Source organism: Rhizobium jaguaris, assembly GCF_003627755.1.
GTDB lineage: Bacteria > Pseudomonadota > Alphaproteobacteria > Rhizobiales > Rhizobiaceae > Rhizobium > Rhizobium jaguaris.
Map to the genome: position 1 here is coordinate 973,180 of NZ_CP032695.1, position 24,355 is coordinate 997,534.

The 24,355-nt window shown below is 53.9% G+C and carries 19 protein-coding genes and 1 pseudogene; 2 read left to right on the forward strand and 18 right to left on the reverse strand.

All coding sequences use genetic code 11. From position 1 onward, the window contains the following. Positions 1-9: 9 nt before the first annotated feature. The 12 genes and pseudogenes from CCGE525_RS26845 to CCGE525_RS26910 all read right to left on the reverse strand — a co-directional run. A pseudogene (locus tag CCGE525_RS26845) lies at positions 10-422 on the reverse strand (transposase); the annotation flags it as partial. Positions 423-800: 378 nt separating this feature from the next. After that, positions 801-1,517 (reverse strand): transaldolase, encoded by a 717-nt coding sequence (locus CCGE525_RS26850; RefSeq protein ID WP_120707318.1) that lies wholly within the window; start codon positions 1,515-1,517, stop codon positions 801-803. Beyond that, positions 1,514-2,044 carry a D-glycero-alpha-D-manno-heptose-1,7-bisphosphate 7-phosphatase gene (locus CCGE525_RS26855; RefSeq protein ID WP_120707319.1) on the reverse strand — a complete coding sequence of 177 codons (531 nt, stop codon included), beginning with the start codon at positions 2,042-2,044 and terminating at the stop codon, positions 1,514-1,516. Before CCGE525_RS26855 ends, CCGE525_RS26850 begins: the two co-directional genes overlap by 4 nt. Then, entirely contained in the window at positions 2,045-2,644 is a 600-nt protein-coding gene (locus CCGE525_RS26860; protein WP_120707320.1) for an SIS domain-containing protein, read from the reverse strand. After that, positions 2,641-3,345, reverse strand: coding sequence for a nucleotidyltransferase family protein (locus CCGE525_RS26865; protein ID WP_120707321.1), 705 nt, complete (start codon positions 3,343-3,345; stop codon positions 2,641-2,643). The genes CCGE525_RS26860 and CCGE525_RS26865 overlap by 4 nt, the downstream gene beginning before the upstream one ends. Continuing rightward, positions 3,345-4,328, reverse strand: a complete 984-nt coding sequence (locus tag CCGE525_RS26870) for a GHMP family kinase ATP-binding protein (protein ID WP_120707322.1) — start codon at positions 4,326-4,328, stop codon at positions 3,345-3,347. Before CCGE525_RS26870 ends, CCGE525_RS26865 begins: the two co-directional genes overlap by 1 nt. After that, complete coding sequence (locus CCGE525_RS26875; RefSeq protein ID WP_120707323.1) at positions 4,312-5,316, reverse strand: Gfo/Idh/MocA family protein; 1,005 nt, start codon at positions 5,314-5,316, stop codon at positions 4,312-4,314. Before CCGE525_RS26875 ends, CCGE525_RS26870 begins: the two co-directional genes overlap by 17 nt. Positions 5,317-5,530: 214 nt before the next feature. Beyond that, a complete protein-coding gene (locus CCGE525_RS26885; RefSeq protein ID WP_120707325.1) occupies positions 5,531-6,409 on the reverse strand; it encodes an SDR family NAD(P)-dependent oxidoreductase in 879 nt (292 codons plus the stop codon). After that, positions 6,409-7,716: a nucleotide sugar dehydrogenase gene (locus CCGE525_RS26890; RefSeq protein ID WP_120707326.1), complete on the reverse strand. Its 1,308-nt coding sequence runs from the start codon at positions 7,714-7,716 to the stop codon at positions 6,409-6,411. The genes CCGE525_RS26885 and CCGE525_RS26890 overlap by 1 nt, the downstream gene beginning before the upstream one ends. A 1-nt stretch (position 7,717) precedes the next feature. Continuing rightward, the gene (locus tag CCGE525_RS26895) at positions 7,718-8,680 is read right to left on the reverse strand and encodes an NAD-dependent epimerase/dehydratase family protein (RefSeq protein ID WP_120707327.1); all 963 of its coding nucleotides are present in this window, start codon (positions 8,678-8,680) and stop codon (positions 7,718-7,720) included. Between the two features lie 2 nt (positions 8,681-8,682). Continuing rightward, the gene (locus tag CCGE525_RS39920; protein WP_120707328.1) at positions 8,683-9,084 is read right to left on the reverse strand and encodes a GtrA family protein; all 402 of its coding nucleotides are present in this window, start codon (positions 9,082-9,084) and stop codon (positions 8,683-8,685) included. Positions 9,085-9,376: 292 nt separating this feature from the next. Next, positions 9,377-10,324: a glycosyltransferase family 2 protein gene (locus CCGE525_RS26910; RefSeq protein ID WP_120707330.1), complete on the reverse strand. Its 948-nt coding sequence runs from the start codon at positions 10,322-10,324 to the stop codon at positions 9,377-9,379. Between the two features lie 1,434 nt (positions 10,325-11,758). Between CCGE525_RS26910 and CCGE525_RS26915 the strand changes: the two genes are divergently transcribed. Then, positions 11,759-13,201: a hypothetical protein gene (locus CCGE525_RS26915; protein ID WP_162950320.1), complete on the forward strand. Its 1,443-nt coding sequence runs from the start codon at positions 11,759-11,761 to the stop codon at positions 13,199-13,201. Positions 13,202-13,348: 147 nt separating this feature from the next. Then, positions 13,349-14,443, forward strand: coding sequence for an acyltransferase family protein (locus tag CCGE525_RS26920; protein WP_120707332.1), 1,095 nt, complete (start codon positions 13,349-13,351; stop codon positions 14,441-14,443). Between the two features lie 311 nt (positions 14,444-14,754). Here CCGE525_RS26920 and CCGE525_RS26925 read toward each other — a convergent pair whose 3' ends face one another. The 6 genes from CCGE525_RS26925 to CCGE525_RS26950 all read right to left on the reverse strand — a co-directional run bounded on the left by CCGE525_RS26925 (position 14,755) and on the right by CCGE525_RS26950 (position 24,297). Beyond that, positions 14,755-15,885 carry a glycosyltransferase family 4 protein gene (locus CCGE525_RS26925; RefSeq protein ID WP_120708647.1) on the reverse strand — a complete coding sequence of 377 codons (1,131 nt, stop codon included), beginning with the start codon at positions 15,883-15,885 and terminating at the stop codon, positions 14,755-14,757. Positions 15,886-15,927: 42 nt separating this feature from the next. Beyond that, entirely contained in the window at positions 15,928-18,846 is a 2,919-nt protein-coding gene (locus tag CCGE525_RS26930; protein WP_120707333.1) for a glycosyltransferase family 4 protein, read from the reverse strand. Between the two features lie 6 nt (positions 18,847-18,852). Continuing rightward, positions 18,853-20,067 (reverse strand): FkbM family methyltransferase, encoded by a 1,215-nt coding sequence (locus CCGE525_RS26935; RefSeq protein ID WP_120707334.1) that lies wholly within the window; start codon positions 20,065-20,067, stop codon positions 18,853-18,855. A 198-nt stretch (positions 20,068-20,265) separates the two neighbouring features. Continuing rightward, positions 20,266-21,234 (reverse strand): GDP-mannose 4,6-dehydratase, encoded by a 969-nt coding sequence (locus CCGE525_RS26940; protein WP_120707335.1) that lies wholly within the window; start codon positions 21,232-21,234, stop codon positions 20,266-20,268. Positions 21,235-21,263: 29 nt separating this feature from the next. Continuing rightward, on the reverse strand, positions 21,264-22,238 hold the full coding sequence (gmd, locus tag CCGE525_RS26945) for a GDP-mannose 4,6-dehydratase (protein ID WP_120707336.1): 975 nt from the start codon (positions 22,236-22,238) through the stop codon (positions 21,264-21,266). Between the two features lie 859 nt (positions 22,239-23,097). Further along, positions 23,098-24,297 (reverse strand): IS256 family transposase, encoded by a 1,200-nt coding sequence (locus tag CCGE525_RS26950; RefSeq protein WP_120707337.1) that lies wholly within the window; start codon positions 24,295-24,297, stop codon positions 23,098-23,100. Positions 24,298-24,355: the final 58 nt, after the last annotated feature.

Sequence of the window (24,355 nt, forward strand, 5' to 3'; positions counted from 1 at the left end):
CCGCATACGCTTCTCCCGTAGTTCGGCCTCTGACGGTCGGCGTGACCGATAGCGCACCATCTTCCGGTCAGCGGATATGATCTGGCAGGCCCGCCGCTCCGACAGACCCATGACGGCCTTCAGATGCATGACAGCTTCACGCTTGGCGGCAGGCCCTACCATTTTTTTGATAGAAGCTCGCGGAGTGCGGCGGCATCGAGCATCTGCTCGGCCAGCAGCTTCTTAAGCTTGGCGTTCTCCTCTTCGAGCGCCTTCAGGCGCTTCGCCTCGGACACCTCCATGCCGCCGTATTTGGCTTTCCAGTTATAAAATGTCGCGTCCGAAATCCCATACTTGCGGCAGAGGTCGGCAACCTTCACGCCTGCCTCCTGCTCCTTCAGCACCGCAATAATCTGCTCTTCCGTAAATCTCTGCTTCTTCATTCGTCCGTCCTTTAATAGGCCGGACTCTAATCCATCCTGGAGGAAATTCTCAGTGGCAGGTCACTGGCTGCACGTTTGGGCGACGCAGTACCTGCCGTTGCGTTGCCCGAAGGAATGGAAGATGGAGCGGCAAAGATCGCGCACGACGCTATATGTGAGATTGTTCTCGCGCGTGTCGAAGCATTCGGTTGAGCCAATCCATCCGATTACTTGCCTCTCCATCCGCCGATCGTAACCCCACGTGCAGATGTTATCTGTCGTCGGTTCGGCTCCGTGAAACACCTCGACGAGCTCGTTCGTACCGGTCGCCGGAAAGATCGAGTTCTCTTTTGTCCAAATTCCTCGAATTGAGGCGCCGCTTCAACTGCTTCAGGCCGACTACAACTTAAAGCCTGCCGACGTGGCATCGTTGTAGAACATCTTCACCGTGTCGAGCGAATATTCATCAAGGTCGTAACCGACCAGCGACAATTTCTTCAGGATGTCGTTGGTCACGGTGATCACATGACATCCGATCCCATCAGCCTGGAAGATGTTGAGAAGTTCGCGAGGGCTCGCCCAGATCAACTCAGCGGCCGGAGCGACCTTCAGCATTTCGACTGCAGCGGCCATCAATGGCACAGGGTCGCGGCCCGTGTCGGCGATGCGTCCGGCAAAGACGGATACATAGCTTGGCACATTTGGATCGAGCGCGGCAACGACATCGCGGACCTGGCTGAGCGTCATGATCGCTGTTACGTTCAGCTTTACCTTTTTGGCCGCCAGCTTCTTGATCAACGCATAGGCTGTTTCTTGCTTGGTGTTGGTCACGGGTATTTTGACGTAGACGTTGTCGCCCCAGCTGGCAATTTCCAAAGCCTGCGCTTCCATCTCGGCGAAATCGTCTGAAAACACTTCGAACGAAAGCGGCTTATCAGCGATGGATGTCAGGATGTCCTTGCAGAATGCGCGATAATCGGTGATGCCTGCCTTCTTCATCAGCGTCGGGTTGGTCGTCAAACCCTTGATGAATGGCTTGGCATACATTTCCAGCATGCCGGCCTTATCCGCGCCATCAGCAAAGATCTTGACGTTCAGCGCTTCTACTTTAGTCATTGCACTTCCTCCAGAATATAGTTCGCAGCTTTGCCGAGCGACGAAACGCGACAGTCCGCTGCCTCAGGTTGTTTTTCACAGTAGCCGTAATCGATAAAGATCGTTTTGCAGCCGGCATTTTGTCCGGCTTCGACATCGCGCCAGCGATCGCCGACCATGAAGCTACGGCTCATGTCGATGTCGTGAAGTGCTGCAGCGGCGAGAAGTGATCCGGGACGCGGCTTGCGACAATCACAGCCATCGCCGCTGTCGTGATAGCAGGTCCGGAACTCGTCAATCGGCAGGGAGGCGCTTAGATAGGCGTTGATCGCCTCTACTGTCTCCCTGCTCGTCGTGCCTCGTGCAACGTCCGGCTGGTTAGTGACCACGATTAGCAGATAACCGTGCGCCTTAAGCCTCTTCAGCGCCTCAGCGACATCTGGCAGGATTTCGGTCTCCTCGACGGTTGCCGGCGGATAGGGCTTGCCCTCGCGCACGATGGCGCGGTTTATCACACCGTCCCGATCTAGGAAGACTGCCTTGGCCATTCAGCGTACCGCAGATTCCCACTTGGTATCATTGGCTTTCAGCTTCGGATGAGATACCAGCAGATGCCAGACAACCGCCTGGAACGCTTCCGAGTGAGGTGTGATCGTTTCGGTATTGACTGTGGGCACGACGACGCACACATCGGCGACCTTGGCCGTATAGCCGCCGTCGCGTCCGACAACGCCGGTGATCTTTGCGCCAACGTCCTTTGCCAGTTTGAGCGCTTCGACCAGATTGGGGCTGATGTTCTTTTCAAGATTGCCGCCGCCGACCGAGAGGATGAATAGAACATCCTTCGAATTCAACTTGCTGATCTTCAGCCACTCGGCAAAGATTGTGGACCAACCCTCATCGTTGGTGCGGGCGGTCAGTTCCGATACGTTGTCGGTCGGAGCATAGCTCTCGATGCCGACGATTTTACGAAAATCGTTGACGGCATGGGACGCGTTCCCAGCACTGCCGCCAACGCCCAGGAAGAAGATTCGACCACCTTCTGCCTTTACGGTCGCCAGCAATTCAGCCATCCGTTCAATCGCGCCGGTGTCAAGCTTCTGGATGATTTCTGCTGCTTCTTTTAGGTGTTGTTCAGCGTAGCTCATTGTCTCAGGTTCTCGCTAAAATAGGTTTCTGCTTCTTGTAGACCGCTATGGGATCCGATTTCATAAAAGCGTTCGGTGACTTCATAACCACCCAATTGGCCGCGCAGCGATAGGCTATGATAGAGGTCGGCGATATCGAAGACCTCTCCCGGTTCATATGTCTCGAGTGCGCTCGCTTGCAGTATCCCCAAGCCATAGTCGATATATTTCATATCAGGACTTGGCGCGCGCTTGTTGTATTCGATCAGTTGTCCGTCGCGAAACAGAACATTGCTTTTGTCCCACCGATCGCCATTCTCAAGGACCGTCATCAGGCCCAGTTTATTCGCAGAACGGAAGCTGGCTTCCACTTTTGAGAAGTCAATCGGCAGATAAGAGTCACCGTAGAGGACAAAGAAGCTGTCTGCCAACATGGGCAACGCCTGCCTTATCGCCCCACCAGTACCGAGCAGGCGCGGGCCATCCGGAGAATATTTCACATTAAGCCCGAATGATGCGCCGTCGCTCACAAGATCCTCAATCATCTCGCCGAGGTAACCAACGCAGAGCACGACGTCGGTCACGCCTTGTTCGCTCAGATAACGGAGCTGGTGGAAGATGAATGGCTCGCCTGCAACTTCTACGAGCGACTTTGGGATCTTTTCGGTGATCGGACGTAATCGTGTCGCTAGGCCACCCGCCAATATGCAGACGCTTAACATTACGAGGCCAGCACCACTTTGGCGCCCTCGAAGTCAAACCGGAACCTGACTTCTTCTAGCCCGGCGGCGGCCATCGCATGGCGAAGCTTGTTGCGATCCCTGGCAAGGAACATGAGGAAGCCACCGCCACCGGCACCTACGAGCTTTCCGCCCACGGCGCCATTCCTCATCCCGAGTTCATACCATTCGTCGATCTTAGGATTGCTCATTCCCCCGGAGCGGCGCTTCTTGTGTTCCCAATGCTCATGCATGAGCTCACCAAAAAGGATCGTATTGCCATCGACCAAAGCGTCGCGGCTCCGGTAGCCGAGCTCCTTCACATAGTGCAGGTTTCTGAGCATTTCAGCGTCATGTTGCTGAGATTTGACCTGCTGATCCTTGAGAATACCGCTGGCGCTACGAGAAAATCCGGTGAAAAATAGCAGAAGATTGTCTTCCAGATCGAACATCGTATCCATCGAGACACGAAGCGGCTCGGCCGATACTTTGTCGTCCTTATGGAAGGTGAAACAGGTCACGCCGCCGATAGCAGCGATATATTGGTCCTGTTTGCCGATCGGCTCGCCGAGACGATCGATTTCGATGTGGCATGCTAGCTCGGCAAGTTCTTCTTGGTGGAGATGACGCCGGCGATGTGTGTAGAGAGCCTTCAGAAGTGCGGTGGTGAAGCTTCCCGAGGAACCCAAGCCTGTGCCTGCTGGGATATCGGCAAGGGTCGTAATTTCCACCTGCGGCGTATTGAACCCAAGCATCTGGAGAGATTCACGGATAATCGGATGCTTAACGTCCGATATCTTATCAACGTGTTCCAGTTGGGAATATTTTAGATAGATGCCTTCCGTGAAAGGGCGCATCACTGTGACATATACGTACTTGTCGATCGCAGCAGAGACGAGAAAGCCTCCGTGATCCCGATAGTAGGAAGGCAGATCGGTTCCGCCGCCGCCCAAGGTGATGCGCAACGGACTACGCGCGATGATCATAGCCAGACTCCTGATAGATCTTTTCGATAATCTTCAACGACTCATAGGCGTCAGCGAGCCCTGCTGCGCTTGGGCGATCGAGCTTGATGTCGTCATAAAACTCTTCCAATTCGACCGACCACGAATTGTCAGCCATTGGATATTCCCATGATGTCGTTTCAGGCGGACCCATTTCGGGGAGCATGTGATAGTGGGTCAGTCGCTCTACACCGTAGCTGCCGCCGAGCCCTGAAATCTCGAGCTTGCCTATCTTTCCGTAGATCTCCATGGAAAACATGTTTTTCCATTCCGTGCACGAGACATGGAGGAAAGCCGCTTGCTTCCTGTCGGTCTTGAGAAGCATGAACCCATTATCGTCGACCGGCATGTCCCAGTAGTAGGTATTGGCGAACCCTGATACGTCCGCGAATTCGCCGAGGAACCAGCGCGACAGATCTATGAGATGAGGTCCCTGGTCGATGAGCTCGCCGCCGCCGGACAAGGCGGGATTTGATCGCCACTCTTTATCGTAGCCGATACGACCTCCGTGGCCGTAACGTGCGCGGATGAACATCAGCTCGCCGAGAGCGCCGTCGTGAACGATCTCCTTCGCTTTGCGCAACGCGCGATGGTAGCGATGGTTGAAGCCCACGTGCACCTTTACACCGGTTGCTTCAGCAGCCGCCATCACGGGCACAAGCTCGGCAGCAAAACGAGCCGCCGGCTTCTCCACGAGCACATGCTTTCCGGCTTGCGCTGCAGCTAGTGTCAGCTCTGCCAATGAGTCATGAAGTGTGGCGATTATGACAATGTCCACATCTGGCAAGTCCAGGACGTCTTGCCAATCGCTGAACGCACGTGCGCCACGGCTGGTAGCGAGCTTCTCGGCTCTGGGCCAATCCTTGTCTGCACACGCCACCAACTTTGCCCTGGCGCTGAGTGCCGCTGCTCGCTTTTGGCCGATCAATCCGCAACCGATGATGGCCACGCCGAATACGTCATCTGTCATCAGAACGAAACAACCTTGTCCTGCCGAAGTTGAGGTGCAACCGATAGCCTCTTGGTTGAGGCATCGGCAAGTTGTGATTCAAATTTTGGTTTCTTTTCCAGCAAAAACTGCCGATTGTGACGCTTATATTTCCGGTGAATGAAAGCCAACGTGGCTTCAATTGAACTGCCGAGGTGCAAAACGTCGACCGGGTCTTTTGCACCTAGCCGCGGCATTACTTGTCGCCCCAGGTGAAGCCGCGATCTCGACCCGTAATCCGACGTAATGTGTAGGCATCAGACTTCGCGAGTTCATCCTTATGTTCCGGCCAATGCTCCCAGTTGTCCCATACAGCACTTATCAACTTGCCGGTAATTCCGTCACTCGCTGCGGAAGCAAGGAAAAGGGCGAGTTCGGCGCCTCTCCCAATCGGGGCACCGCCGCTTTCCTTTTGCTTCAAGGCGCGCTCATAAAACGCCTGCCCCACCTTCTCGGGTCCGGCATCAAGCACCTCGTCAAGCATCCGCGTATTAAGCGCGCCAGGCGCGATGCAGTTGACGTCAATTCCTAGCCCGCGAACTTCTTCCGCGAGCGTTTCGGCAAAGCGCACGATTGCCGCCTTTGATGCGGCATAGGCGCTTATTCGGGGCAGGGGATTGGTCGCTCCCCCGCCTGATAGCTGTATGATCTTGCCGTAACCCTGCTGCTTGAAATGTCCAAGGAGCTCACGGCAAATTAAGACTGAGCCGAAAATATTGATCTCCATGGCCCGAACCCACTCGGACCAATCGACGGTTTCGATCTCGCCCTTTGGACCGTAGACGCCAGCGTTGTTTACCAAAACCTGGCAGCTTCCAAACTGCGACAGAGTGGCTTTTACCACCGCTTCGACATCAGCTTGTTTTGATACGTCTGCGGATAAACATGACAGCCTCTGCTCAGGCGTTGCCAGGGCCCGGAGCTCCGTCTTGGCAGCATCCAGTAGTTCGCTGTTTCTCGCGCATATCATGAGGTCAGCGCCAGCTGTGACGTATCTACGGGCAATCTCAAGTCCCAGACCTTGATTGGCGCCGGTAATGATTGCGACGCGGCCCTTAAGCGGCTTTTCTTGCACTAGGACATTCCTTCGGTCTGCGGGCTACCGACGGCGATGTAGGTTAAACCCAATGCCTTTGCCTGCGCTTGCACAAAGCGATTTGCGTCGATGACTGCCAGTTCTTTGCATTCGGGCATAGGCAGTGCCTCGATACGGTTTCGATACTCGGGCCACTCGGTTCCGATTACCAGAATGCGGGCGCCGCGCGCTGCCTCAACCGCATCTTGATGGCGGTGAACCGATCCCGCCCACCGCTCCGGCAATTCAGTGGCTGCCGGATCATGCACCTGGACTGCTGCCCCCTGCGCAATAAGCCAGTCGCATAGCTCGACCGATTGCGATCGCCGCAAGGTGCTTGTGCCAGGCTTATAAGTGAGACCCCATACAGCCACCTTGACCTCTGACAAGGCATTCAGCAGACCGCCAATTTTTCGGCGTGTCCATGTCTTGTGCTCGTCGTTGCTGACTTTGACAGAAGAAAGGAGCGGTGTCGCAAGGCCACCTTTGCCACCGCTTGCATCGCGAAGGAATTCGATGTCACGCGCCAGCGTTCCTCCGGCAAATGGTCCGCCCGGCGACAAATATGCCTTAGGACCGATGCGTGCCTCGGTCTTCAAACCGCGCTCGACTTCCTTTGCGTCGGCGCCGACCAACTCGCAGATGGCCGCGATCTCATTTGCGAAGGTCACCGATGTTGCGAGAAATGCGTTGATCGCATGTTTTGTCATTTCGGCCGATTCAACCGACATCCACTCAAGCTTGTCGGTCACCGGTGACAAGAGCACCGCAAGGCGTTCTTTCGTGATCGCATCCCGCACGCCTATGACGATTCTGTCCGGGCTAAGGAAGACCTTTAGTGCGCCGCCGAGACGCAAATTCTCGGGGCTGCATGCAAAGTGCAGATCATTGCGCCCGATCGACCGGGAATATGTCTCCAACGCCGCAATGGAACCAACGGGCATTTGCGACGAGATCAGCACGACGGCGCCAGACTTAAGATAAGGCAAGCTCGCCTCGATCCTCGATGAAACGTATCGCACATCTGCGCGATCATCATCGTCCACGGGCGTGTCGTAGGCGATCCAAAGAACATCGACTTCGGCCAACGCTTCAGCCGGATCGGTTGTGAAACCAAGCTGACTGCTGGCCAAACCTGCTGACAGAAGATCGTCAAGTCCGGGTTCCAGGAGCGGAGCCGCACCTTTTTTCAGGCCGGCGATGACCTCTGAATTGTCATCGAGGCCGATCACATCGTGGCCAACGCTGGCGAGGCACGCGGCAGTTACGGAGCCAAGGTGCCAAAGCCCCTGTACGCAAACCTTCATCTTATGTCCTTGCGTTAAAGACCCATTCGTTTGTCCGAAGGTATTCAACCGTCCTCAAAACACCGTCGCGGATTGAATACTTCGGCTTCCAGCCCAACGATTGGATGCGCTTGGTATCGAGAAAAATGAATGGGTTATCGCCAATCCAGCCGCGATCTCCGCCGCTATATTCCAGATTTGGGGACAGTCCCAATGTCTCACATATCCAGCCGATCGAATCGTTGACTTCGCAATAGCCGTCCACACCCAAATTGAAGATGTTGACCTTCGCTTCAGCCTTTTCCATCGCCAGCAGGATCGCATCGATGCAATCCTGAACGTAAAGGTAGGATTTGCGTTGCTTGCCGTTGCCGAGCACCGGAAGACGCGTTGGATCTTTGTTCAGCTTCTCATAGAAGTCGAAAACATGGCCATGCGTGTAGCGCTCGCCGAGAATGGATACGAAGCGGAAGATGCAGGCCTGGAATCCGAAGCCCTCGCAATAAGCCGAGATCAATCCCTCGCCAGCAGCTTTCGAGGCGCCGTACAGGGAAGTTTGTATAGGGAAGGGACCGTCTTCGGGTGTAGGAATGACTGGCGCCTCCCCATAGACCGAGCCGGTCGACGAGAACGCGATCTTGCGAATGCCGTTAGCGCGCATTGCCTCCAGCACGTTATAGGTCGCGATCGTATTCTGCTCGAGATCTTTGCGCGGATGCTCCGTGCCGAAACGAACATCAGCATTGGCCGCCAGATGAAACACTGCATCAGCGCCTTGAAAAGCGGTCTTCAAGAGGTCAAGATCAAGAATATCCATCTCGATCAGCCGGAAATTCCTATTTGCTAGCGCGCCCTCTAGGAAGCGACGTTGGCCGGTCGAAAAATTATCGACGCCGATGACTGCGTGTCCGTCACCGAGCAAACGATCGACCAGATTGCTTCCGATGAAGCCCGCGCAACCCGTCACCACAAATGTACTAGCCAAAACTACCCCCTGCTATGCTGAAAAACCCAGAGTTTCGTGACCCCATACCCCAGTCCAACTGTAACAGCAATCGCGACGCCAACGCCGATGTATGTGGACTGACCTGAGACATCAACCACGAGGTAGACGACGATCAAAGTGATTATATAGTTTAAAATTACCAGGCAGATGTAACGCAGATATTCCGTAAGTATTTTTTGACTCTTGCTTCCGAATGTAAAAATTTTGTTTGCGGAAAAATGGAAAATTGTTCCGCAAAAATATGATATACTTACGGATAAGGCGTGATGAATTTGCAGGATACTTACCGTGAAGAAGAGAATCGAGAAATACAATGCCGCAGTCAACGCTCCGACCAGAAGGTATTTTACGACCTGAAACCTTGGGTCTTGAAGAAGATTCATTGTTTACTTCGTCCCGTTGCTGTGGGCAGGGGCTTATACTCGTGAGTGAGGCTTCCATCCCCATCGCGGTGGCCACCAATAACGCGCATCAGAGCGTGGTGCTATTTTATGACCGTCATCGTCACTCGGACGCCAAAAAGAAGCGACATCCCTGATAGCAAATTGACCTCAATCTTCACCAACAGTTCCATGAGTGCGCTGCTTCTGGTCGAGGCGGCCTGACTCACGAACTCGCGGCCATTCCACACAGGCTCTTCGGTATACCCTTGGGGAGAGGGAAGCTTAAATGGGATCACGACTTCTGCTCCGCAAAATTAACCTGCCGATCGACAATGTACATGGGCCGACGCTTAACCTCGTCATAGATTCTACCGACGTATTCGCCGATAAGCCCGAGCCCAAGTAGCTGGACACCCGAGAAGAAGGTGACAATCAGAACTGTCGTCGACAGGCCGGCGGACAAATTTATGCCGATGAGCTTCTGGAGGACATACCACGCACCAAGCAAAAAGCTGAAGGCGGCAAGGATGAAGCCAGCAATCGACATCATGAATAGCGGACGCGAGGAGAAGCTGACGAGCCCGTTGAGACCAATCTTAAACGATCCGGTCAACCGGTTATAATTTCCTCTTCCAGCAAATCGTTCATCGCGGTCATACTCGATGAAGCCTTGCTTAAAACCAACGTACGCGACCAAACCTCTCAGAAATCCGTGCGTCTCATTAAGTTGCCGCAGCTGTTCGATAACGCGGCGCGTCATGATCCTGAAATCGCCAGTATTGCGCGGGATTTTGACGTCGCTCAGCTTGTTGATTACGGTATATCCGAAATGCGAAATTGTACGCTTGAACCAAGTCTCGCCGCGTCGGCTGCGACGCGTAGCATATACGACCTCGAAGCCCTCGGAGAGCTTGCCATAAAGCTGTTCAATCAGTTCCGGCTGATCCTGGAGGTCGACATCTATCACAACGCACGTTTCACCAGTGCAAGCCAGTATGCCTGCCATGGTGGCCGCGGGTTGTCCGAACCGGCGCGAGAACAACAATAGCTTGATATTGGAGTTACGATTGATCTCCTCGAGAATAACCTCTTCGGTACGATCCGGTGACGGATCCAAAGAAAAAATAATCTCGTATGATTTTCCCATTTTTTCGAACACCGCTTCGGCTCGGGCAAGAAAAGGACGGATGTTCGCCTCTTCTTTATAGACCGGTACGACGAGGGAAATTTGCGGTACCATGACAATCTTTCGTTTGGTATTGAACTTCTGTGAAGCCGATGATCTGAAGGCCGTAGCTGATATACAGTGGACGCCGTTTGGTAAAGACCAAGTGCTCATGAAGTTGTAGAGACATCTCGAGATTGAATATAGAATATAGAATCTGTGATGACGGCATCACCACTCCACATGCCGCACCCCGGAAGACCGGCGCCTCAACCTGGAGCAGGATTCGATCGCCATCATCGGGGGTATTGTGCCGGCATCAACAGGCTACTTCCCGCGGCGCTGGCGAAACTGCTGCGTTTGGTCCATACGGCCGACGCGATTCATCGTGCGATTTTTTCGGAGCGCTCTCTGCCGGTTTATCGACGACCGCAATCCCGAGCTTGAACACTAACTGCTCAAAGGCGCAATCCAGTGACCCCTAGAGGGAGATGCTAGGCGGTTCGCATGGCCGGACACAGCAGGCGAGTAAACCAAGGCCATCTCCTGGGTCGTCAAAATATTAAGGTCGAGTGGCCAAGATTCTGAAGAATGTCTTTTTGGACGTCCTGGTCCGTTTTGCCGACTACCCGACTTGGAGGTCGGTGAATAGCTGCATTGATGGCACAGCTTTCAAGACGTCAAAAGGGACCTCGAAGCGCCTACTCTCCGTATTGAGAAGGAGAGACAAATCCGATAGTAGGAGGCGGAAACCCCAGGGAGCGATGGGATGTTGCGCCTTGGAGAGTAGCCGCAATTGAGATCTCAAAGAACCAGTCCGAGTTCTTGCGAGGAACTTTAAGAGATCAAATAATATCCAATAAAAAACCTTAATCCTGTTTCCTTCGCACACTCCAAACTCGTAGACCGGGGGCTTCCACCGGCCTTCTTTCAACAGCAACGCGTCATACGGCACTTATGAAAAAGATATATTACTTAAGATCGGCTACTAACGTATGCGCTGTCCTGATAATCGTCGCATGTTTTGTCGCGCTTTTTTCGAATGAAATAATCCAAAATTATGTATTAAACTCAGATCAATTAACTATACCAAGTTTCATAGAGGATATGATCTATAATCAAAATTTCTCTATGTTTACGTGGATGGTCTCAAGGGCACCATATTTTTTTCCTGATACGTTGATATATTTTGTTTTAAGGATCTTACTGCGAGATATATACTTATCAATATTTGCGATGGGGATTTGGCATCTGTCGCTTCTGGCATTTTCTGCTCGTTTGATTATTCGCCAGGCCATCGTAGAGAGGTCGACATCGGACTTTGCTTGGATCTTGTTTTTGATCTTGTGCCTTCTGACGATTTCCGCCGTGGCGTTCGAGCATGTCGAAACGCTAGTAGCGCATCCATTTTTGCCTATAGCGCATGGTACGTCAGTCATCTGGGGGCTCATTGCATTCCGCGCTTACGAACAAGTCCTGGCCCGCGGGAGGATATGGCGGAGAGGCCTGATGATTGTTGTGTTTTTGCTAGGAATATTGTCGGATAAGTTTTTTGTCGTATTCTTCAGCGTGCCATATGCGGTGTCGCTTTTGGTGGTGAACCCCAGCGCCACCGGAGTCCGTAGGTTTGTTTTGTTTATTTTAGAAACCTGCGCAGCGTTTGCGCTCGTTTTTCTGGCAGAGCGAATGCTCATCGAACAGGTTATGGATCCTGTGGCATTTCGGCCAGTGGCTCGTGTAGCCTCGATTCTAACGGTTGCGTCCAGATCACCCGGACTAGCAATTCTTCTCTTTGCTGCTTCAATACCAGCGGGACTCTTCGTGGTTCGCTGGCTGAGATGGAAAATAAACCACAGCGTCGCAATGCCGGAAGCTATTGCGCGCGCATGGATTTTCTTATCTCTTCTCACCATTTGCGGCCTTGGCGCCGGCATATTGCTCTGGCGGGAAGACCAAGTTGGTTACGCACGTTATCTAGTCGGCATGCAGATAGGCGGGCTAATATTGGCTGCCATGATATTGGCCCAATGGCTTCGCTCCAAAGGCAGTCTTTCACTCGGAGTACTTGCCTGCCTCACGACTCTTTGCATGGTTTCACTTTCACAAAGCAACCCAGTGAATCTTGACAAGCCATTTTTGCAACGCGCCAAGACGGCAGACACGCTGGCCGCGTGCCGAGAAAATCTGCACCTTAAATCTGGACTGGCGCAGTATTGGTTAGCTCGAAAACTGTCCAGCATGACCAACTGGGATATTCAAATAAACCAATTGGAACCTGCGGTGCCGCGACCATTCTTTTGGGGAAGTAATCTCCAGTGGTACTACTATGACATGAAATCGGCGCAGCCATCAGTCACAAATTTCGTTATTGGCAATGGCTTCGAGCAGACAGATATTGTCCGATACCTTGGGGAGCCCACATACAAGGCGAACTGTGACGAATTCCAAATCCTAGTTTATTCGGATCCAGATGAGCTGCGCAGCAAGATATCCAATTATCTTTATCTGAACGCAGTTGCTCAGCAAGCTATGAAGCATTTTCCGAGGTCTTTTAGGCCTGACCAAGTCAAATACGAGTTGTCGGTGGTAAGTCACCAAATTGGCAGCTTAGATGGCGGTATTCTTGATGCCGTGGCACCACGTGATCGCGCTGGTTTCCTATTCTTCGGCCCTTACATTCACCTGGACAAGGGGCACTATGAGACATCGATTGAATATTCGTGCGCTGGCAATACCTCGGAGAATATTTTTGACGTCGTTGCCAATCAGGGTAAAGCGCAGTTTGCCCGTGAGGACATCCGTGCCGGTGATTTGCGCTGTGATGGCAATCGCCGTACATTGACGCTGACGTTCGATTTGAAAGCTTCAGCCGACAACATCGAGTTTAGAGGATATTATGGCGGGACTGGTAGTCTGAAGATCTTTGAAATAAATTTGCCGCACCGGCTGTGAACCAAGTACCTCTTCTCGATTTTGTTGGATGTTGGTATCCGCTTATGGTCCCCAAGCGATGAGGTAATTGTGGACAAATTACCCGCCCACAATGCGGAGGGCGCCAGGCAGGCGAAGGTGCTGGTTGATGTGGGTTAGAAAGTCGGTATGAATGCGGCCATGCCAAAAGTGATACGTGACATCCAGGTTCTCCGCGCCATAGCGATAACGCTGGCTATTTTTTCTCACCTTTCGTGGCTCAAAATAGCCTGGTACAGCCAGTTGAATAAAAATTTCAACCCATGGGTGGGAGTCGATCTCTTCTTCGCCATTTCCGGCTTCGTTATCGGTCGGGAACTATTGGAAATGAAGAGCCGGAATGAGCGAAAGGCAGCATTCTTTTCGGCATTCTGGATAAAACGTGTCTTCCGCATACTGCCGTCAGCATGGTTTTGGGCCACCTTTGCACTTGCCGCAACGATGGCACCCTACGTTTTTGACGGGGCCGGATATTTGGCCGGCACCTTGCCTGAGTACGGGTGGATGATGCTCCAGATAGGGAATGTCCATTATGCCATGTGCACGCCGACCTGCGGAGGCGGTTCAGTGTTTTACACGGCCTACTGGTCCCTCGGGCTTGAGGAGCAATTCTATCTTGTCTTGCCCTTTGTGGTGTGGTTCTCGGGGCGCAACACGCTGGTTGGCATCCTGTTTGGGGTAATCGCTCTTCAGTTTTTTGTCGGCAGACCGCATGATCCGCCCAACGCGCTCTGGTATTTCAGAGCGGATGCATTGGCGTGGGGCGTTCTGATCGCGATCGCAGCGAATGAAGCCAACTTTCAGCTACCAAAGCAGAGAATAATGTATGTCATCGCGGGAGCCATACTTATTGCCGCGATGACGGTTGTTCCCTCTACTGGTCTAGGAATGTCGACCGCCCTTGTTGCGGTTTTTGCTGCTGGGCTCGTCTACATTGGCAGCAGGAACCGGAATTATTTCGAAGCTGGGCGGCTGTCTCCGATCGTTCAATGGCTAGGGGCTCGATCATTCGGCCTCTATCTCGTGCATCTCCCGGCGATCGGCCTGACACATTGGATCATGACGAATCCATTAGCCGGCGCAGAGCCCTACGACGCGCTTTCGCTGTTGCCGCTCGTCATTGCCTCCGCCCTGGCAGGATGCGCCGCAGAGTTTAACTACAGGCTGCTGGAGCGGCCTTTGCGCAAGGTGGGGCGCAGAATAGCCCAGCGCATCGAGACCTAGCCGATAAAGGCAAATCAGATCATCCACAAGGCGCCTTTTCGTTTTAAGGAAAAACCATGGATCAAGCAAATTTTTGCCTCGGTGCGCTCCACCGTATGACCGTATATCCTTCTTCAGGAGTGAGGTGGCTCGCCCTACACTGCTGAAGAAGGATATACGGTCTTACCCATCGAAACGCATTCTCGAAACTCAAGGCATTTACTTCGCAGCCGCAGTTTGACCCGGAGTAAAAGGGGATGTGCTCTAGACTTAGTAAAAGACTTTTTCGATCCAATATTATGCCGGAGTTTCAGGTGTAAGGCGCACTTTAACTAATATTGCCGCAGCCGAGCTTCTCGCTCGACTATAGCCTTTTTGAATATCGCTTCAAGCTGGAGCGCACTCGTTCGCCAATTGAATCGAGTTGCATTCGGTCGGGAATTTTCAGCTAACCTAGCATGCAGGAGATCGTCAGTCGCGAGTCTCTGCAGGCCGTCCCGTATCGATTGAACGTTGTCGGGATCCACCAGGATCGCCGCGTCGCCCGCGACTTCTGGCATCGACGACGTGTTTGAGGTCAACACGGGAACTCCCCACGAGTTGGCCTCTATTATAGGAAATCCAAAACCCTCATATAGGGATGGCATCGCAAGAAACCTCGCATGGCCATAAAGTTCCGTCAGATCGGCGTCTGACACATAACCCGTAAGTCGGACAAGCGCTTCAATTCCCAGTTCTGCAATAAGCTGTTTTAGATCACCTAGCCGCCAGCCTTGGCCACCAGCAAGCACAATAAGAAATCCATCTTTTGTGGATTCAGGAAGTGAAGCGTAGGCTTGCAGCAGCCTATGGAGGTTTTTGCGGGGCTCAAGCGTGCCTACAAAAAGAATGTAAGGGCGATCAATACCAAACCGCGAGAGGTCTGTCGGCTCTTTCTCGCCGCCAATCGCGGTTAATCCGGGATAAATGATGTTCAGTCTTTTGTCACATCCGGGAAACTGATCTTTCAACACATCTGCCGTCGCGGCGGAAACGGCAACAATCTCATCGGCAACGGTGACCCCCGGTCTCATCAGCCAGCGATCGGCCATCCAGGTCTGCCATTGCATGGTTTTGGCCATGTCCCGCCAAACGAGATCGTGAATTGTAATCACGCGCGCAATCCGGCGGTTGAGAACGAAAGGCAGACGATGTGCCGGCCCCCAAAAAACGTCGATCTTATCCTTCGCGGCAAGGCGAGGGAGTTCGGTTTGTGCCCAGATCATGCGCCTGATTCCTCCGGGAAAGTGCGATACGCACAGCTTCCCCGTTGGTAGCACCTTCAGATTGGAGTGCGGAGCTTCGGGCAAGTAAAAATGCAAGTCGTGACCGAGCAGCGCAAGATGACGGCTCATTTCCAGGAGATACCGCCCGATGCCGGTCATGCTGGTTACAAAATTGCGTGCGTCGATGCCAATTTTCATCCGCCTAATACCACCCATGCTCTGTTATGCATCATGACCAGGTCACAGTACCACTCGCAATGGATCGCTCCACCAATGCGCGGCCTCCTGAACAAGACCTATTTCGGCAAAAGCGCCGCCCTTCATTTTGAGATCCTGGGGAATCTCGACGCAAACATACAGGCTGTCACCTGGCACAAGTACGAAAGGAATCGAAGTTCGGGAACTATCGGCGGAGATCATGCTTCCGTCCTTTGCGAAAACGCGATACCTCGCCGTCACTGCAAACGAGCCATTCTCAGCGCCGGCGCTCGTCCATAGCTTTGCCGATAGATTGCTGATCCGGACCGTATATTTCAGCAGGCGGCGGTCGCCGCTGGCAATCGGTCCTTCTATCAGTTCGAGTTTGTGCTGGGTGTCGCCCGAGCGCAGTACCTCTTGCATTCTGGTGTTGCCGATGTCACTTATCGGCACGTAGGTTCTGTTTGAGGCGGGCCTGTATGTCCGATACCAGTCATCGCCAAGTACAATCCGCTGCAATTCGTCGGCACTCTCCTTCCAGCTCAACCAGTTGTCGTCTGCTCCCGCGTTGGGCGGATCACGGTGTGATGTCAAGAACTCTCGGATAGTCTCTGCGAGAGCGGCTGGTGAACCCACTGTGAAGAAACGGCAATTCTGGCCGCGCGCGGCAACCTCGCGAAAAACGGGGATATCGCTAGCGATAACCGATTTGCCGAAGTGACCGGCCTCAACGATGGGAAGCCCAAAACCTTCGGCGTATGAGGCTGCGATGAGGGCATCGCTATCGGCATACGCTTTCTGCAGTTTCTCATCGGAAACGCCATTAAACCAGAATAAGCGCTTTCCATACTCGGGATGACTTTCAACGCGGCGAAGGAGATGTTCTACCCCCCAACCGGGCTTTCCGACAATCGTCAGCTTGACATCCAGTTCTTCGCTCCACAGCAGGTCGAAAGCATCCAAAGCAAGCGCATACCCCTTGCGCGGCTCGAGCGTCCCGACCATGAGAAAGCTCGGACGTTCGTCTTGCCGCACGGGATCAATCTCGGTGGCACCGCCTTTTTCGGCGAAATCTGCTCCCAGATGCCAATAACCTATCTTCATTTCTCTCGGAAACTGGATTGCTTCGAGAAAGGCAGTGAGCTCGTCGGCGACGGCCTTCGAGATGCAGATGAAGGCCGTCGAATAGGACAAGGCTGTCTGGAACCAAGTGGAAAAAATTGGCGGCATCGTCGGGTTGCAAAATGCCGGAAACCGAAGCGGAATAGTATCGTAGAGGCACGAGATTACGTGGGCTCCTCGCAAGCGGGCAGAGCGCAACGTCATATAGTGGTGTCTGTAAAACTCCCAGGAACTATCTAGCATCAAAATCAGGTCGTCGGAGGAGAAGTCCAGCCGATTATCTTCCGTGAAGGCGCGCGGGCGGGCTGACTTCTCCAGAGTACTGGGAATGCTGAACCAGCCATCGGATGAATCGCTATATGCAATTACCTTTTCGATCCCATCGCTCTTACTTTCGTCCTGAGCTCCGAGATTGGCGCAGATGTTTTTGACCACACGTTGGATGCCAGTTTTGTGGTCGATGCGATACGTGGCTGTCGCATCGACGATGAGGCGTGTGCCGGTGGAGATTGCTTTTTCGGAGCGAGCCAGGGTTTCGGCGATTGCATCGGCCGGAACGGCTGTACGTTCGAGGTTTCTGAGCACAGCCTTTTGGATCGCCGACGGAGAGGCTTCGGCGCTGGCAGGTCTCACGGTGCCGGCAACTGCAGCTTTTCTCAAAGCCTCGACCGCAATGGCTGCAGATTTTGCCCAACTGAATTCTTGAGCATGGCAACGCTGCCTTTCGGCGACCGCCTTTGTCGCCTCCGGATGGGTAAGGGCATGTTCCATGACCCGAGCGATGTCATTCACATCGGCTGGATCGAACAGGAGTTCTGCGTCGCCGATGACCTCCGGTAAAGCGCCGGTGTTCGAAGCGATGATGGCGGCGCCACAGGTCATAGCTTCCAGGGCAGTCAGACCGAAACCTTCAAGCAAGGACGGCTGAATTGCCAGACCTGTCGCCTTATAAAGTGAAACGAGCTGGCTGTCGGTGACATGGCCGAGAGCTACAAGGTCCTTTTCTGGAAGGCCAAGCTTCTTCCAACGGTCCTCCTCGTCCTTTAGGAGCGCTCGGGGATGATCTCCGGCCAGGACGAAACTATAGCGGTCGCGCACATCTGATGGGAGCTGCGCGAAGGCTTGGATGGCGGACTTGACATTCTTCCGCCAGTCCAGCGCGCCTACGTAGAGGATGAAAGGCTTCTCGATCGACTTCGGCATCTTAGCATCGTGATGTTCGATCGCGTCGATGAAATCCTTCGAGACGCCGGCGAGTATGTTAATGGAGCGATCGTTCTTTGAGATTTCAACACATTCGTTGCGAGAATATTCCGAGATACAAAGGTTCAGGTCATATCGCGAATAGAGCGCGAGGCGTCGATCGTAATATGCTCGCATCGCAGAAGAGGTGAGATATTGCTGCGGATAGCGATAGGGGATTGCGTCGTAGAAGATGGAAGCAATTGGTATTCCCGAGATGTCATTCGGAACAAGAGGGACAGCCTTTTCTCCGACACCTTCGAAGGGGCTTGAGGAGAGCGCTATATCGGGCTTCAAACAGGCGACATGATAGGCAAGTGCAACCTCGCTTAACCGCCGTTTTTCCGTATAGCCGTTGACCGCTTCGCCTCCTTCCGCAACGCCATGCCACATGTGGATGTTGCCGGGCTTGATCCATTTCTGCAGATGATCGCGCGCTGCCAGGGCTTCCAACGGCATAGCAGCATTGAGCGAAACAAGAAGTTCAACGTCGGGATGATTGTCTACAATTCCAAGTAGCAGCTCCTGTACGTACCGCCCGATCCCTCGCAATCTGCTTGCCGTTTGGAAACACTGACCATCAATCCATAGCCGCATAGGCTGTTATCTTTCACTTTTTGTTGGAATATCTTCGAGCAGTTGCTTCCACTGGCCTGAAGTGCCTTTGGGCGCGTCGATATACCATTCTGCCTCGCGACCGACATCCAAACCGTGCGGCGTTACACCATATCCGCGCGATCTCGCAAATGCTTCCAGCAGGCCCCTAAATTTTGGAAAGCGATAAAGCAGCCGAAGGCATCTGTCCTTCCATTCGGGATGGCGGGAAAGCCAGCGAATGATCTGTTCAAGCAGGATCCTTACACCTCGCCGGGGCAGTCCGAGCAACCGGGCATTCAGAGCGTTGATTTTGCGCAGAGGGCGCGTCAGTCGCCATGAAAGGCTGTGGTGGGCCTCATACAGCTGCGCGCCTATGATCGCCTCGCGGCCACGCGATGCGGAAAGTTCTTCTTCAAATATGTGGATCCGTCGATCGCCTTCTAGGATGTCTCCCTTAACTTGCAGAACGATTCGGGCCTGCTCCGCGCGCATCTGATCGCGCTCAGCCAACCGCGACTGCAACACAGCCGCGTAGGTTGTATGCTCCGCGAGCACAAAATCATCGAAGACATTCGGACCGGGGCCGAAGAAACGCAGAAGTTCCTGATGTTGATCGCTCACGTAGAAGCGGCTCAGACCGTCGAAATAGACAAATTGGTAACCCATGCCGAGCAATTTTGGTTCCCATTTTTCGTAGTTCGTTTCCTGCGAATTCGGCAGCGTACTTTCCATGACGACGATCCAAGGTCGTGCAGGAGATGGTGCCCAGCTGTCAATGACCGATGCTTCCATGCCTTCCACGTCGACCTTAAGCCAATGGATTTCCCGGTCTCCACCCTGCGCGAAAACGGCTGATAGAGGCATGAGCGGAACATCGGTTTCGACCACGCTGCGGCCGGCAGCTTTATGCTTCATCGCGCTATCGCGATCGCTGGTGCTTAGGCCGGTTTCTGGAACCTCAAAAAAACGGATGGAGCCATTGCCGATTCCAATTGCGGCTTGGATAACAATCTCGTCCGGTCGGTCCTGCCGCATCTTTTCGGCATAATGCATCGTTGCCTCGGCGTGAATACCGCGCCAGCCGTTTTCATAGAAGCAGCGGCTGACCGAATCGATGACGGGGTCCTGAGCACCAATATCTATGTAGAAGCCATTTTCGATATTCTTCAGTGCTCGCCAGAGAATGACGTCTTCGAAATTTTGTGCTTGGGAGATAAACATTATGGTTCTGGAAACTCTCCTACTCGTCTCGACTGCTGGTCTAGGATAGACCACAGTGCCCCAAGGCGGAATCGTGCAAAGTGTCCCCGCAACTCTCCCTCGATTGAGGCGATGATGAAATGTCGGCAATTCCAGATGCATTTCAGCAAATCTCTATCTCCGGCCCTTAGGCAACATGATGCGTGGCGCATCCCGGCATTATCGAGACTTCACCCGCAGATGCCACTCTGCCAAGACGTCATTGAGTGTGTCGCGCAACTCGATTTGCGGCTTCCATCCAAAAGCCTCCAGTGCAGCCTCGTTCCGACCCGATGCAATCGGAACTTCAGAGCTCCTCAAGCGTTGGGGGTCGATTTCAATATCGACCTGTAATTTTGACAGCTCTATGAGGATATCGAGTATCTCGCGAATTTGTGTCGGTCGGCCTGACGACAGATTGAATGCTTTGCCAACGACGTTTGGCCTGAGACTGCTGAGCGCGGCGTCGGCATAAACCCGCACGACATCGCGCACATCAAGAAAATCTCGAAATCCCGAAAGATTCCCGACGCTAAGAGTGGGAGCGCGAAGGCCTGCTACAATCTCAGCAATCTGCTTCGCAAATGCGGGTACGACATAGGCGTCGGTTTGGCCCGGACCGGTATGATTGAAGGGCCGAAAGCGGATTGTTTTCAGTCCTTCATAGGCGAGCTGGCCGAGCAGGATGTCTGCAGCGGCTTTCGTTGCTCCATAAACGCCCATAGGCTTGAGCGCAGTATCCTCGTCGACCGGCACCCCGGCCCTTTCAATGAAAGAGGCACCGTATGACTCGGAGCTACCCGCAAAAATGAAACGCGCATTCGGTGCGAGTTCCATTGTCGCGTAGGCGAGATTCATCGTTCCACGAAAGTTTACGTCCCATGCACGATCGGGAGCATTGCGAGCATCAGCGGGGGCGGCAATTGCTGCAAGATGAATGACCGCCGAGGGGCGCGAGGCTCCGATAAGCGCCATAGTCTGGCCCTTATCGGAGATATCTGCAGTCAAAGCCGACGCCTCGCCGTGACCTGCGGTCAACACCGTCAGATCGATATCGCCCAGAAGTCGGCGACTCTCAAGCTCGCGCACCAACCAAGCACCAACGAAGCCGCTGGCGCCAGTTATGAGAATGCGATGTTCGCGAGGCATGGGTACGACCTAAGAGCTGGAACTAAGTACTATTTCTTGAGCCGCTTCAGATCGGCTTCAACCATCTCGACAATCATCTCTTCGAGCGGGATCTTGGCCTCCCAGCCAAATTTCTGCCGAGCCTTGGTTGAGTCGCCGAGGAGGATGTCTACTTCCGCGGGGCGGAAGAGCGTGGGGTCGATGATGAGATGCTTATCCATATCGAGGCCAGCATGTTTGAAGGCAATCGCACACATATCGCGTACTGTCGTTGTCCGTCCCGTCGCAATGACGTAATCGTCGGCGACATCCTGCTGCAGCATCAGCCACATGGCGCGGACATAATCCTTGGAATGGCCCCAATCCCGCTTCGCATCGATATTTCCGAGGCGCAGTTCCGTCGCGAGGCCGAGCTTGATCCGAGCGACGCCGTCGGTGACCTTTCTGGTCACGAACTCAATGCCACGCAATGGAGATTCGTGATTGAACAAAATACCGCTCGAGGCATGCAGGCCAAAACTTTCACGATAGTTGACCGTTAGCCAATGGCCATAGAGTTTCGCAACTGCATAGGGCGAGCGCGGGTAGAAAGGAGTCGTCTCCGATTGCATTGGCTCCTGAATAAGACCATACATTTCGGAAGAAGACGCCTGATAGAAACGGGCGCTGGGGCTTTCCAAACGAACGGCTTCAAGGACATTCGTCACACCGAGACCAGTAACTTGTCCCGTCAAAAAAGGCTGCTGCCAGGAGGATCTCACAAATGACTGGGCAGCAAGGTTGTAGACCTCGTCCGGCTTGACGTCCCGCATGGTTCGAATGAGGCCGGAAAGATCCTGGAGATCTCCGTCGACAATTTGAACGTCACGTTCGATACCCAGCCATTGCAGGCGGCTAAGATTGACGTCGGAAGTGCTGGACCGGCGAGCGAGGCCGTGAACCTCGTAGCCATTTTTCAACAACAACTCCGCGAGGTAGGCGCCATCTTGACCTGTTACACCCGTTATCAACGCTCTCTTCGCCACTTTACTGTCTCCGTTGTTGCCACGGCTACAACCTGCATTGAGTCAAACAAGCACAATGCTGCCCGGCGTCGCTGCGGTCGGCTGCCAATTTTCAAGCGCCATTTAGCCCGTTTGAATTCTGATGACAACGACTAGCAGTAATTTCTTCAAGATCAGGCATCCTCCGAGGTGGAGAAGTGTGCAATTGAGAAGAGGTGCCTAGGCATCACGAGAAGTTTTGGCAGGTCGCAAGCCGCAAACCCGGTAACTGACACTACGTCGGCTCGCGTCGGTGGTCGACCTTTGGTTGTCGTTGATGACGACCAGGCTTCACTGCATTTTTACGCCGCCAAGATCCCAGCCAATTGTCGTCGAGCCATTTGCGAATGTTTGCTGCAATCTTGTAGCTGCCAGAAGGTAGGGATCAGCCGGGCGGTGTATTGGGATACTTTAATTGGAAGAAAAAGTACGTTGGCATGCCCGCGCCAGAGAACCTGAAGCAGCGGGACGTGCACGCGATGGAAGAAGATCGTTTCGGACCTGGCGTTGCTTCGCATCCGATCCATGCAGGACATTGACGTTTACAGGATTCCAAACCGGCGTTGGCAGCAAAGGGCGCGAACAATTCTTCGGGCAACCTATGAGTTCGAAGTGGCGGTTTCAGCGTTGCTCGCATTTACTACAACGGCGAGACCGAGGTCGCGAATAGTTTCGGGATCTCGCCATTGAATTTTGACGGCCAATAGACCTCGGTTTCATAGACTCCGAGCGGTGTGAATCGAGAGGTTCACGTATTGTCCTGCGAGAGGCCGGGATGATGTCCCAGGGAGTGGTGTAGCTCGGGCGATCGCCGTGCCTTCCGGACAGGGCCGGGAACGGGTCAGCTTGCCGCAGCAGGCAAGTTGATGAGCGGATCATCGCTCATTGTCGCGATGGTCTCAAGTGTCACGTAGCGCGAACGCTGCACAGCCCACTCGTCGTTCTGCTCCAGAAGCAAAGCGCCCACGAGCTTGACGATGGCATCGTCGTTTGGAAAGATGCCGACGACCTCGGTCCTTCGCTTGATTTCTCCATTCAATCGCTCAATCGGGTTCGTGCTGTGAAGCTTGGTCCAGTGCTGCTTGGGAAAGGTCATGTAGGCGAGGACATCTTCCTCGGTACTGTCCATGAGACCAGCAAGTTTCGGCACTTTCGGCCTGATCTGGTCGGCGACGTTGCGCCACTGTTGGCTGGCCGCTTCCGGGGTGTCTTGGGCAAAGGCCGTCGCAATGAAGGCTGAGACCACGCGTCGGCCACTCTTGCCGGCATGAGCCAGGGCATTGCGCATGAAGTGAACTCGACATCTTTGCCAGGTGGCGGAAAGGACTTTGGAGACGGCCGCCTTGATGCCTTCATGCGCATCGGAGACGGCGAGCTTGACGCCGCGCAGACCGCGCCGAGTGAGCTTGCGCAGGAACTCCGTCCAGATTGGCTCGGCCTCAGAGGTGCCGATTTCCATACCAAGTACCTCGCGACGACCATCGGTGTTGACACCGACGGCGATGATGACAGCGACCGAGACGATGCGTCCGCCACGTCGGACTTTGAGGTAGGTCGCATCGATCCAAAGATAGGGCCAGTCGCCTTCAATCGGACGCTCAAGGAAGGCTTTGACCTTATCATCGATCTCCTCACAAAGCCGCGAGACCTGGCTCTTGGAGATGCCACTCATGCCCATCGCCTTGACCAGATCGTCCACCGAGCGGGTCGAGACGCCCTGGATGTAAGCCTCCTGGATCACGGCGGTCAGAGCCTTCTCGGCCATGCGGCGCGGCTCCAGAAAGCTCGGAAAGTAACTGCCGGTGCGAAGCTTTGGAATCCGCAGTTCGACGGTGCCAGCTCGGGTCTCCCAGTCACGATCGCGATAGCCGTTACGCTGAGCAAGTCGAAAGTCATTCTTCTCGCCGTAGGCCGCACCGGTCTTCGCGCCAACCTCCAACTCCATCAACTTCTCGGCGGCAAAGCCAATCATCTCGCGCAGCAAATCCGCATCAGCGCTCTTCTCAACAAGCGAGCGGAGGTCCATCATGTCATTGGTCATCGGTGGTCTTTCCATCAGGTTGTGCTTGAACAACCCAACCCTACCGGAAAAAGCCGAT